At 40.1% G+C, this 11197-nt stretch carries 13 protein-coding genes and 2 pseudogenes; 11 read left to right on the forward strand and 4 right to left on the reverse strand.

Annotated features, from left to right (window positions below):
- Nucleotides 1-78 precede the first annotated feature (78 nt).
- The 4 genes from CA598_RS21875 to CA598_RS21890 all read left to right on the forward strand — a co-directional run bounded on the left by CA598_RS21875 (nucleotide 79) and on the right by CA598_RS21890 (nucleotide 4450).
- Nucleotides 79-1269, forward strand: coding sequence for a cell wall-binding repeat-containing protein (locus CA598_RS21875; RefSeq protein WP_094874481.1), 1191 nt, complete (start codon nucleotides 79-81; stop codon nucleotides 1267-1269).
- 229 nt (nucleotides 1270-1498) lie between these two features.
- Nucleotides 1499-2293 carry a prolipoprotein diacylglyceryl transferase gene (lgt, locus tag CA598_RS21880; RefSeq protein ID WP_094874482.1) on the forward strand — a complete coding sequence of 265 codons (795 nt, stop codon included), beginning with the start codon at nucleotides 1499-1501 and terminating at the stop codon, nucleotides 2291-2293.
- A 35-nt stretch (nucleotides 2294-2328) separates the two neighbouring features.
- Nucleotides 2329-3042, forward strand: a complete 714-nt coding sequence (locus tag CA598_RS21885; protein ID WP_094874483.1) for a response regulator transcription factor — start codon at nucleotides 2329-2331, stop codon at nucleotides 3040-3042.
- Complete coding sequence (locus CA598_RS21890; protein ID WP_094874484.1) at nucleotides 3032-4450, forward strand: sensor histidine kinase; 1419 nt, start codon at nucleotides 3032-3034, stop codon at nucleotides 4448-4450. Before CA598_RS21885 ends, CA598_RS21890 begins: the two co-directional genes overlap by 11 nt.
- Nucleotides 4451-4698: 248 nt before the next feature.
- Here the strand turns inward: CA598_RS21890 and CA598_RS33510 are convergent.
- A pseudogene (locus CA598_RS33510) lies at nucleotides 4699-5109 on the reverse strand (C40 family peptidase).
- 428 nt (nucleotides 5110-5537) lie between these two features.
- Here CA598_RS33510 and CA598_RS21905 point away from each other — a divergent pair.
- From CA598_RS21905 to CA598_RS21935, 6 genes are all read left to right on the forward strand, one after another.
- Nucleotides 5538-6077, forward strand: coding sequence for a hypothetical protein (locus CA598_RS21905; protein ID WP_143812217.1), 540 nt, complete (start codon nucleotides 5538-5540; stop codon nucleotides 6075-6077).
- A gap of 50 nt (nucleotides 6078-6127) precedes the next feature.
- Nucleotides 6128-6418, forward strand: a complete 291-nt coding sequence (locus CA598_RS21910; RefSeq protein WP_094874487.1) for a hypothetical protein — start codon at nucleotides 6128-6130, stop codon at nucleotides 6416-6418.
- Between the two features lie 206 nt (nucleotides 6419-6624).
- Nucleotides 6625-6837: a DUF2933 domain-containing protein gene (locus CA598_RS21915; protein WP_094874488.1), complete on the forward strand. Its 213-nt coding sequence runs from the start codon at nucleotides 6625-6627 to the stop codon at nucleotides 6835-6837.
- A gap of 296 nt (nucleotides 6838-7133) precedes the next feature.
- On the forward strand, nucleotides 7134-8243 hold the full coding sequence (locus CA598_RS21925) for a YncE family protein (protein WP_094874490.1): 1110 nt from the start codon (nucleotides 7134-7136) through the stop codon (nucleotides 8241-8243).
- A gap of 60 nt (nucleotides 8244-8303) precedes the next feature.
- The gene (locus CA598_RS21930; protein ID WP_094874491.1) at nucleotides 8304-8705 is read left to right on the forward strand and encodes a NusG domain II-containing protein; all 402 of its coding nucleotides are present in this window, start codon (nucleotides 8304-8306) and stop codon (nucleotides 8703-8705) included.
- A 93-nt stretch (nucleotides 8706-8798) separates the two neighbouring features.
- Nucleotides 8799-9029, forward strand: a complete 231-nt coding sequence (locus CA598_RS21935; protein ID WP_094874492.1) for a hypothetical protein — start codon at nucleotides 8799-8801, stop codon at nucleotides 9027-9029.
- Between the two features lie 285 nt (nucleotides 9030-9314).
- Here CA598_RS21935 and CA598_RS21940 read toward each other — a convergent pair whose 3' ends face one another.
- The 3 genes from CA598_RS21940 to CA598_RS21950 form a co-directional block, all read right to left on the reverse strand.
- On the reverse strand, nucleotides 9315-9917 hold the full coding sequence (locus CA598_RS21940; RefSeq protein WP_143812437.1) for a hypothetical protein: 603 nt from the start codon (nucleotides 9915-9917) through the stop codon (nucleotides 9315-9317).
- Nucleotides 9862-10392 carry a hypothetical protein gene (locus CA598_RS21945; RefSeq protein WP_094874494.1) on the reverse strand — a complete coding sequence of 177 codons (531 nt, stop codon included), beginning with the start codon at nucleotides 10390-10392 and terminating at the stop codon, nucleotides 9862-9864. The genes CA598_RS21940 and CA598_RS21945 overlap by 56 nt, the downstream gene beginning before the upstream one ends.
- 64 nt (nucleotides 10393-10456) lie before the next feature.
- The gene (locus CA598_RS21950) at nucleotides 10457-10639 is read right to left on the reverse strand and encodes a hypothetical protein (protein ID WP_094874495.1); all 183 of its coding nucleotides are present in this window, start codon (nucleotides 10637-10639) and stop codon (nucleotides 10457-10459) included.
- A 135-nt stretch (nucleotides 10640-10774) separates the two neighbouring features.
- Between CA598_RS21950 and CA598_RS21955 the strand changes: the two are divergent.
- Nucleotides 10775-11043 (forward strand): annotated as a pseudogene (locus tag CA598_RS21955) (heavy metal translocating P-type ATPase); the annotation flags it as partial.
- Between the last annotated feature and the right edge of the window lie 154 nt (nucleotides 11044-11197).

Here is an 11197-nt window from a genome sequence, read left to right on the forward strand (position 1 = left end):
GAACTTCATAGTTTCCACACAATTTTTATGTAAAGTATAGTTAATAAAATTAAGATATTACAAATTGGAGGAAATGGAATGAAAAAGGTTTTAATCATTGGATCGTTAACGTTGTTATTAAGTGCCATTTTATCTGGATGTCAAGTAGGCAATAAAGACTCTGAAGCAGCAACCAATGAACCAAAGAGTACTACGATCTCAGAACCTTGGGTGGGGACTAAAAATACGACACGCATTAATACGTCTGATCCGACTCAGGCAGCAGTTCTGGTCTCCCGCACACTTTGGACGGCGGAGACAGAAAATAATAGACCCTCAAGTGTGGTTTTGACCGATGTGAGTAACTGGCAAATCGCTGCGGCTAGCACCGATTTGATTCATCACCCCAGCAATGGGCCGGTTCTCTTTTTTGGCAAAGAGAGTGTTCCTTCTGTAACAATAGAAGAGCTTAAGCGGCTGAAGCCGATGGGTGCTAAAGGGAATGAGAACATACAGATTGTTATTGTAGGGCCAGTATCGTCAAGCGTTGAAGAGCAATTGAACACCTTGGATATGAAGATCGATAAGATTGAAGGGGACGAGCCAGCAGCTGTTGCACAGGCCATTGATGCCTATTATGCAAAAGCAGCGGGTGAGCTTCCACAGGCCGTCATTGTTGGGTCCATGGATAGTCCTGAGTATACATTACCAGCTGTAAATTGGATCGCCCACATGCCAGAACCATTACTCTATGTGAAGAAAGACGAAATTCCTGCAGCTACAGTGGAAGCTCTGAATAAGCGCGGAGGAAAGGCGACCATCTATGTCCTTGGTCCAGACTCGGTTATATCCAGCAAAGTTGAAGAAGAATTAAAGTCTTATGGATCGGTAACCCGAATTGCAGGCGAAAATCCCTACGAAAATGCGATCGCTTTTGCCCAGTATAAAGATACTAACAATAATTTTGGATGGGGAATCACTACGCCCGGACATAACTTTTCGTTCTTGACGACAGATTCGACGATGCTGGCAATCGCTGCTGCTCCATTTAGTCATTTGGGCAAACACGCTCCGTTGATTTTTACAGAAAAGGATGGACTGCCGAATTCTGTGATGGAATATTTGATGAATGTTCAACCCAAATTTCAGAAATCACCTTCAGAAGGTCCCTACAATCATGCCTGGGTAACCGGTGAGAGCTCAACAATTTCTGCCACTACCCAAAGTGAGATTGATGATATGCTTGAGATTTCCCCTGCATCTGGCGGAAACCCGCATTCCGGCCATTAATTGTCATTCATAAACTGATATCAAATTCTTGATATCACTGAACAGGCTGGCACCGGTCAATTCTCGGTTGTCAGCCTGTTTTGGTACACATGATCCGTTGAAAGTCATGATAACCCAATCTTTACCCAATGTTTCAACATATTTTCTACATATTCAGTCCGTACAATAAAGATAGCTAATCAGATCATCAGGTAAGAAATGATAAAGTCGTATACCGAAGGGGAATCATATGAGAGTAGAATTATTTGAAATAGGCGGCTTTACAATTCGATCCTATGGAGTTGTCGTCACACTGGCGGTTTTGGCGGCGGTGGGAGTGGCATTATACATAGCAAGAGATACTTCTTTTCGTGAGCATATACCCAATTTGATGATTTACGTTATAGGTGGGGCAATTCTTGGAGCCAGAATCTGGCACGTGTTCTTTTTTCAATGGGACTATTTTTCGATGCATCCTTCAGAAATTATTGCAATCTGGAACGGTGGGATCTCTATACAGGGAGCATTGATTGGGGGGAGCGTTACCGCAGCAGCCTATGCCCGAATCCATCGGATCTCCTTCTGGGAATTAGCAGATATGCTTGCGCCAGCAATCATATTGGGACAAGCGATTGGTCGCATAGCCTGTTTTCTAAACGGAGATGCTTTTGGTTCACCTACTAATGCGGGTTTTGGAGTCGTTTATCCAGAAGGAACGTTAGCCTATGAGCAGTATGGAGCTGTTCCATTATGGCCGGCAGAAGTCTGGGAGGGACAGTGGGACTTTGTTGTCTTTGCTATTCTTCTTTCCTTAAAAAACAAGAAACTGCCTAGAGGTGTTCTTTTTCTATCCTACAATATTCTCTATGCAGCTGGCCGATTCTTACTGGAATATCTCCGTGGAGATTCTCCGCGGTATGCGCTCGACTGGACAGCTGGCCAATGGACTAGTGTTTCGGTAATGAGTGTGGCTCTGGTTCTTATGGTGTACTTTATAAGAAAACAAAGACTGGATACACCGATAACTAGCGGTACAGCGGGTTGAAGTAGATAAAATAAAGAATGGAGAGTGTGGGTATAATGTCAAAACTACAGGTATTGATCGTAGATGATGAGTGGAATATGCGGAACTTACTTCGTATTTATCTAATGAAAGAAGGATTTCGAATTCAAGAAGCTGCAACGGGTCAAGAAGCCCTGTCTATGATAAAAAAAAACACCTTTGATATCATATTGCTGGATGTAATGATGCCTGATATGGATGGCTGGCAAGTATGCAGGGCTGTCAGAGAAACAGATACCGTACCTATTCTGATGCTCACGGCACGTACGGAAACCAAAGACAAAATCCATGGACTTGGGGTAGGGGCAGATGATTATTTAACGAAGCCCTTTGAACCTGAAGAGTTATTGGCTAGAATGTATTCGTTAATCCGGAGGTCTACGATTACTCAAGTCTTGCAACCCCCACAATGGGTGCTGGATTTTCCAGAGTTAAATATTTTCCCGGATGCTCGAGAGATTCGTATTCATGAGGTTCCTGTAGATTTTACTCAAAAGGAATTTGATCTTCTTATGATGTTAGCCCAGAGCAAACAGCGTGCCTTTACCCGGGAGGAACTGGTTGAACGGGTTTGGGGACATGATTATGAGGGTGAAATTCGAGTGGTGGATACTCATATTAAGAATATTCGTGAGAAGCTGCATAGAGCTGGAATGAGTTATAATCCGATCCAAACGTTGTGGGGAGTAGGCTATAAATTTCAAGCGGCAGAGAATCAAGATGCGAAATAACCGTATAGGGTTAAAACTAGGACTTGTGATCATTACTGTACTCTTGATTGTTTTGTTATTCCTGGGCTTTGCCATCGACAAAATGTTCACAAATTTTTATACCGCCGAAATGCGAAAAGAAACCGAGGAGATTGCCTCCCACTTTTCGGTTATGGCTAATGCTGCCGATACGACATCCGAGCAGACCATGATGACTTTTGCGGAGTTTTCGAATGTTAGTATCTTTAATATTTTAGAAAATGGAAAAGTAAATCTTCACTCCGGTGTCCATGATTCAGCCGACCGAGCGTTTATTCGGAATTCTGACCTCGAAAAGATTTTTACCGGCAAAAAGGTTAGCTTGCTGTATGAAGATCCTGACGGACATCGTTATTTTGTTTCCGGTCAACCGATCTCTAGCGAAGGTGTCATTACCTCAGCCCTTTATGTAATGTCTTCTACGGAACAAATGGAGCAATCCCTATCTGGAGTAAGGAATTTGCTGATCCTCTCCGGGATGGGGGCATTTTTGCTAGCTTTGGGAATTACGTGGATTATCGCCCAAGTCTTGTCTCGTCCGCTTTTACAAATGCAAAAAGCTACTCGTAAAATTGCTATAGGTGAACTGGAAACCCGGATCGAGATCAAAAGTAGAGATGAAATCGGAAGTTTGGCGGAGGCCATCAATGATTTAGCGGCCGATCTTCAGCGTTACCGGGATACCCGTCAAGAGTTGTTCTCTAACATTTCACATGACCTGCGGACACCCATTACCTATTTGGAAGGGTACTCTAAAGTGGTTAGAGATCACCTCTATGAGACCGAAGAGGAGAAAGAACGTTACCTGGATATCATTTATCAAGAGGCGGTCCGGCTGCAGCATTTAGTCGATGATGTTTTCGATTTGGCAAAAATGGAAGAAGGGAAAATACCCCTTTTACTAGAACGGATCAACATGACGGACCTGGTGGAACAGGCTGTCCAAAAAGTTGAATTGAAGAGAAAAGAAAAAAGCTTAAGCCTGTCGTTCCATCCGTATGGCACCAGTTCTTTGGTTCTTGCAGATGGTAAACGGATGGAGCAAATCGTCTTGAATCTGCTGGAGAATGCCGTTCGCTATACAGAGAAGGGTAGCATTAATGTAGATTTGCAGTATACCACTACATCGGTAATCTTAATTGTTGAGGATACAGGGATAGGAATTCCTGAAGAAGACCTGCCTTATATTTTTGAACGGTTTTATAGAGTGGAAAAATCTCGTTCCCGTCAATTCGGGGGGACGGGATTAGGTTTATCCATCGTTAAAAAGCTAATTGAGTTACAGGGCGGGGAAATAACGGTTACCAGTAAGTTAGGCGAAGGTACCCGGTTTGAAGTTCACTTTATGCTGCAACCGAGCCATGGGGGGGAATCATGTGAAGAAAATTGAATGGCTTATATCCTTTCTCTTTATGGGAATAGGGGTCATGTGTATGACCCTGTCAGCCGTTTCTTTTCGGAGTGAGACGCTTCTTCAATTTGGCAGTTTCGTAAAAACATTTTTGATATGTGCAGTACTCATCGCGATAAGTTTGTTCCTGCTGCTGAGAGTATTGAATCTAAACAGAAGGTCAAAAAAATAAACCTTGCCAGTGTGGATAAAAGGGAGCAGTAGTTAATGCTGCTCCCTTTTTATTTCTATTTAAGAACGCTACCACCAAATAGAAAACGTTTTTCCCATTTGGTACCTTCAATGTTATCAATCCGAACTCCACCTGATTTTATGGAATAAGTTTGTATAATTTTACTGTTTCCGATATAAATGCCGTTATGCATAATTCGGGCCTTATTTTTGTTAATCCCCTTATAATCGGTTTCTTTGCTGCCACGGTAAGACATAAAGAACATAATGTCGCCCTGGTTTCAGGATTCTCCAGTTGGTTATGTCCATTCCGTTTTTTTGATATAAGCCCCTTGAGTCCTCGAATCTGCGGGTAGTATGATTCCCGTCCCTTCTAGATAAGCTTGTCTTACAAAATCAGAGCAATCGAAAGTTTTAGTGTTACTACGGATTGAACCAAACTCGTAAGGAGTGCCTAGATAATTCATTCCCTGTCTTATTACGTTCTCTCTCAGAGTACTCGCTGTTGCTGTCGACTGTAAAGGGAGCTCGCTAGCCGCATAGGTAGAAAGAATCCCAGATGGACTCGTGAATAATGTTATGGAGACGAAAAGATAGCTATTGTTTTTTTCATGTTGTGTTCCTCCTTATGTTGTCATGTGAATCTGCTCACATCCTAACATAGGGTTTTATAGATTTGTAAGGCGTAATATTTGGCACCATCATTTTCTATAAACTCCATTGAAACCACATAAAGTCCACATGATTCCCACAAGAACTTTAGCTACAATATGATTTTTTACAAGAACATTCTTTCTCCATACTTTTCCCAAAGTACATTGGTACGCTTGAAATACAGCAAGAGCATCAGAGTATTGTTAGACAAACTGTTCATTAAGAGGAGGAAATGATGCAGATGGACGAGTCGAGTATGCCGTCAGGGTTTAGAGTTTCTGGAAGTGCAGAAGGCATGATGGGCGCGGGGAACTATAATTCAGGTGGTGTGATGAGTGGCCTTTTATCTGGCTTGACTCAGTTGTTAGTTGTGGTGTTAATTCTTAGCCTGGCTATCGGACTAGGAGTATGGGTGAAGAACAAGTATTTTAAAGAATCATTTAACAGAGGGAAAGAATTCATTAGCAATGATCCTATGCTGAAGACGATAGTCGTTCTGGCATCCACCTTACTGGGTGTACTTGTGGTCTTGTATCTCTTGGGTATTCTGATGAATGGAGGATTTTATCCAAATCAAATTGGACTGATTTCCAGCTTAAGTGTTTCGGCAAAAATAACGTTTTTTATTATACTGTTGACCATCCTTATGATCATGGCATTGATTGCTTTCTTATTCAGCTATGTGAAACAATATATCACTATGGCTTCTTCAAATGGAGCTTTCCTTACCTCAGGAAAAAAAGAGAAGCCCACTCAAAAGGATAAAACAGCGAACGATTGAATCTAACATGGAATTGAAGAAATAACGATACGAAATTGGAGGGATTCAAAATGAAAAGCAATAATGGGTGGCTGAAACTAGCCATAATCTCGTTTGTTGGGTTAATTATCATGGTGGTAGGAGGAACCATGCAAGGGACTAGGAATGGTGTATCGATGGATCAGATGGAAAATATGATGCAACAGATGAACAAATTACAGCAGGAAATGATGCAAATGCAGCAAGGCTATATGGGACAACAGGGTTCTACTATGGGAAGCTCAGGCGGTATGATGGATGATGACATGAATATGAACAACGGCAATTCAAGCAGCAGTGGCGGCGGAATGGGAATGATGTAATCGTTCGAATAGTCAAATCCAATGGATTCAGGAAAAAGAACAAGCTGACTTCGGAAAAACCGGGTTACAGCTTGTTCTTTTCTTGTTAATAAATATTTGTGAATTTTTTCTATCTTTATGATTAACCCAATGTTTCTACATATTTTCTACATAGTCATTCCCTACAATGAGACTATAACAAATCATATTTTTATGGAGGTAACGATATGGATTGGTCTTGGCTAATCGCTCTGGTTTGTCCGTTAATGATGATATTTATGATGTTTGGTATGCGAGGTGGACACAGCCATGGTCCTCATAAGAAACAACTTTCCGCTGGTGAGGTACAGCAAGAATTATTGAATTTAAAAGCACAAAATGATTTATTGCAAAAAGAAGTGCAAGGGTTAAAAGATAAAGCAGTCGTAAGGGGGAATTAGGAATGAGTTGTTGTGGAAATCACAATCATGGAAAACAAGCCCACGAGGATAACGGTCATGATCACGGTGAAATAAAAAAACATGGTTGGTTTATGAAATTATGCTGCATCCTACCTATTGTTCTTATAGGGATTATGCTTGTAGCGAATTCTTCCAAAGGGGCATCTAGCAATATCTTAACATACAGCCTGTTACTTATTTGCCCGCTCTCACATTTAATATTGATGCCGCTAATGATGCGAAAGAGAAACATAAAATGATCCTTAATTACTTTAGTTGGAGGGCATAACTATACTATGAACAAAAAAATGATAATCGGTCTGTCTATCCTTATTCTTGCAGTAGGACTCACAGCATGTGGTAATGGTTCAAGTACGAAACTGAACTCTGCACTACCAGCTGCTAATAGTCAAACTGTAGAGTCGAATAAACCCTCCCCAGGAGAAGGAGCCTTGGAAGAAAGGGGAGTCTATTATACAGCGAATGAAGGAGGCAGCATCTCGAAGATAGATGCAGCCACCAATAAAGTACTAGATACCATTCAAATGGATGGAGCCGTTCACAATGTTCAGATTTCACCCGATGGAAAAACCGTTGGAGTAACGGTAGTCCCCGAAATGCCGGAGATGAGTGAGAGTGATGATAATCATAATTCCGATCATGACATGAACGGATCTGCGGTATTTTATGATACAGCAACAAACAATAAGATTCACCAGGTAGAGGTGGGATTACACCCTGCACATATCGTATTTACAGAAGACAATAAGTATATCCTGATCTCCAATAATGAAGATGATAATGTGACGGTTCTTGATGCCAAGACATATGGACAGGTAACAACAATTCCTACGGGAAAGGGACCGCATGGATTTAGAGTTTCTGCAGATAGTAAATTCGCTTATGTTGCTAATATGAAGGAAGATACCGTCAGCGTGTTAAACCTCCAAACGATGAAAGAAGAACAGAAGATTACGGCAGGACAGACTCCTGTTACAACAGGTATAACAAGTGATGGTCAAACCTTGGTTGTTACGCTTAACGCTGAAAATGCAGTTACCATAATGGATTTGGAAAAAGGTAGTAGTGTGAAAGTACCTGTTGGTGCAGGCCCTGCACAAGTCTTTATCCAGTCAGATGATCAATATGCCTTTGTTGCCAATCAAGGTACAGAGGAAAACCCTTCAAACAGCATTTCCAAAATCGATTTGAGTACACAGCAAGTGGTTGCAACCATAGAAACCGGCAAGGGTGCTCATGGTGTCGTAACAAGTACGGATAATATCCGCATATATGTAACGAACATGTTTGACAATACCGTCAGCGTCATAGATAACCAAGAAAACAAGGTGATCTCCCAGGTTAATGTAGGTGCAACTCCGAATGGTATTAGTTACACACCCTAAGCTGATATAGAGTTCATATTGATTTTCAATGAATGAGTACAAAGCGAGAGGGTAAGGACGTTGCAGAACATAAAACGTGGAGACGTTGTGATTATTGGTATCGTACTTTTCATTGTAGGTTTGATATACGGAGTGAAATGGTTTGATTCACGGAATGATACGTATGTTCAAGGCCAGTTAGTTGCCCAAATCACGGTGGATGGCAGAACATATAAGACCGTCAATTTAACAAAGGAAGAGCAAATTATCGATATCCAAACTAAATACGGACATGATACCTTGAAGGTATTTGATTACGGTATCCAGATGATATTTTCTGATTGTCCCAAAAAAATCGCCTTACAAATGGGCTTTATTTCGAAGCCTCATCAGCAGATCATTTGTATTCCTAACCGGGTGATGGTTGAAGTACTTAACCCAGGCGGTAATAAAAATGCGGATGAACTTGACGCTGTCATTTAACTTTTGGGATTTCCTTGAACAAAAATATTTATTTCTGAACTTCATTCATCCCCGTTTATTCAGAGAAGAAGAAAATATAGGAGGAGATACTAAATGAGAAAGAAGTTTTGGATTGGTCTTAGCACAGTTATATTAGCGATGGGTATTGGAACAGCAGTATATGCAGCGGGAGATGAAACATCCCACCTGAAGGACATGCTTCCCTTCATGAAGGAGATGCACCCTAATATGTCCGAAGATCAGTTATTAGACATGCATCAATCCGGAGACATGAGCAAAATGATGCAAGGTGCCGATATGAGCAAAATGATGCAATCGATCTAAGAGGGCTTTCAAATAACAAGCTGACTTCCCGTTTTGAACCGGTTGTCAGCTTTTTTCATTTTTAAGAATATGTATTCATACTTGTAGGAAGCACGAAGTCCTATAGAGTTTGTTGCATTTCCGACATCCATCACCTGCGAAATAAAAATCAGAAATTAAACTGGATCTTGATCGGTTAAACTGAGCTTAGGAGGGGGCATTATTCTCCTTTAAATTGCCCTAAAGGACTCCTCAGGCACATCGTAGAAGAGCAGTGTATGGATGTTGGGACTCACTGATTAAGATTTATGAGCCAAGAAGTAAATTCTCAATGTACTTTTCCAATAAATTCAGTCCCACTTGTCCAATACTTGATCCTGCTTTCACTGTGAATTCCTTGATTTTTTGCATAGCGGTAACCTTGTTAGTTTCAGGAGTTGTTTCATCTTTCAATTCATCAAGTGCAGTTTTTAAATTTAAATACTCTATCTTTGACGACGTTTTATCTTTGAATATTCTTAATAATTGTTCATCAAAATCATTATAATTTAAACCTCCATTTATTTCTTTTGCTATAATTCCCCTTACATTGGAGAGGATTTGTGGGTTGTGAATGTTTACTGTATCTACGTTACTAATGAATCCATTAAGATAGTCAGGACTTGTAATATCTAAGAAAGAGTCTGGTCTTGTCGTTGTAACCATGCTGTTGATTGGATCTGGTGAACCCAGGTCAATCATTTCAGAATGCAATCTATGTTTAATAGCTAACAACTTTGATTCTTGTTCATATTTAATATCTATTGCTAATCTTTTTGCTTCTCTAGCATATTTACTTATAATTTTACTCATCTCATTTACTTGATAAATTTGCATCCAATAGCATACTACTTGCTTGATTAACATCATTTGCACAAACTTCTAAAAAGTCAGTGAATTCAGTGAATGATCTTTCAAAGTTCTCTGAATCCAACGTTTGATCATCACAATAAAAAGAGTATATTACACCATTCTGAGTATTCATTTGATCTAGGTTTACGTTGAATCCCTTCGTTTTCTTAAGATAGTCTGAAAAAAGGGAGAGGAGCTTATCAATTTCATTTGACCATAACTGTTCATTGTTTACATATAACCTAAAAAGTAATCCTTTTGTGGTTTCTTTTAAAAAGGCTCTAGTTGATACTGAAATTTCTAATCTCCGATTATAAGGAACAATTTCAACCCCGCAGTTGATAAGATAATCTATAACTAATTTCTGTTGTGTTTTGCCTGCTTCCCGTTCTTTCTTATACTCTTCATCATCAAGTTCAAGCTCGACGTCAGAATTGAATATGTATTTCAAGTTATCTTCATACACATAGACTTTGTGAAAATATGGTTTCATTGCGGTACATATTCTCCTTAGGCCTTCGAAGTATTCGTCGTCGCAACATCTAAGAATAGCACTTTCAGTCAACTTCATAAAAACATGTGAAATATTCTCTTGTTTTCTGTTTAGCATCTCTCCAATTATCAGGAGAAGAACTTAATAGTTTATTTATATATACCTTATCTAATATCTTTAATTCATTGACAATTGATTCTGTTGTTAATTCACCGATTAACAATACCTTTTCCTGTAGGTTATTCATACGAAATCGCTCCTTATTTTCTTTTATTACTTTCATTTGGCTAATCTTAAGCACTATTAAACATGCTCTAATTTATGAACGTTGTAAGTAAGGTATTATCTTGATTGTATATTCGTGAAAGTTTTAAACTATCCTGCCATGAATACTGGAACGGACGTTGCGATGGAGGCAGTAGATGTAACTCTGATTCGAGGTGACTTGACGAGTATTCCTGATGCCATATATATGAGCCACAAGACAATGACTAAGACCCGCCAGAATCTGTTCTGGGCTCTTGGTTAAAATACTCTGGGTTATTCTTTGCTGCTGGACTCTTGGCGCCTTGGGTTGTAGGAGTGGCTATGGCACTTAGCTCTGTATCCGTAGTTCTAAATGCTCTTCGATTACAACGTGTAAAGCTATAAACATGAAGCGGGTCTGGTATCCCTTTGGTTATCAGAAGTTACGTGTCTCCTACTTTCGATGATTTCAAAAAAGACTTCGAAGAATATCGAGGCCACTGAAAAAGTCCCAATACTAATTTCTCTAAAGACTATACATCCAAGGTGTCAGTTGTAA

Origin of the sequence: Paenibacillus sp. VTT E-133291 (genome assembly GCF_002264395.1) — a bacterium.
Taxonomy (GTDB): Bacteria; Bacillota; Bacilli; order Paenibacillales; family Paenibacillaceae; genus Paenibacillus_AQ; species Paenibacillus_AQ nitricinens.

Coding starts and splice junctions, on each gene's coding strand:
- CA598_RS21890 (WP_094874484.1), top strand. CDS start 3,032: ATGCGAAATAACCGTATAGGGTTAAAACTAGGACTTGTGATCATTACT.
- CA598_RS21925 (WP_094874490.1), top strand. CDS start 7,134: ATGAACAAAAAAATGATAATCGGTCTGTCTATCCTTATTCTTGCAGTA.
- CA598_RS21875 (WP_094874481.1), top strand. CDS start 79: ATGAAAAAGGTTTTAATCATTGGATCGTTAACGTTGTTATTAAGTGCC.
- CA598_RS21905 (WP_143812217.1), top strand. CDS start 5,538: ATGGACGAGTCGAGTATGCCGTCAGGGTTTAGAGTTTCTGGAAGTGCA.
- CA598_RS21910 (WP_094874487.1), top strand. CDS start 6,128: ATGAAAAGCAATAATGGGTGGCTGAAACTAGCCATAATCTCGTTTGTT.
- CA598_RS21940 (WP_143812437.1), bottom strand. CDS start 9,917: ATGATGTTAATCAAGCAAGTAGTATGCTATTGGATGCAAATTTATCAA.
- CA598_RS21945 (WP_094874494.1), bottom strand. CDS start 10,392: ATGAAACCATATTTTCACAAAGTCTATGTGTATGAAGATAACTTGAAA.
- CA598_RS21950 (WP_094874495.1), bottom strand. CDS start 10,639: ATGAATAACCTACAGGAAAAGGTATTGTTAATCGGTGAATTAACAACA.
- lgt (WP_094874482.1), top strand. CDS start 1,499: ATGAGAGTAGAATTATTTGAAATAGGCGGCTTTACAATTCGATCCTAT.
- CA598_RS21935 (WP_094874492.1), top strand. CDS start 8,799: ATGAGAAAGAAGTTTTGGATTGGTCTTAGCACAGTTATATTAGCGATG.
- CA598_RS21885 (WP_094874483.1), top strand. CDS start 2,329: ATGTCAAAACTACAGGTATTGATCGTAGATGATGAGTGGAATATGCGG.
- CA598_RS21915 (WP_094874488.1), top strand. CDS start 6,625: ATGGATTGGTCTTGGCTAATCGCTCTGGTTTGTCCGTTAATGATGATA.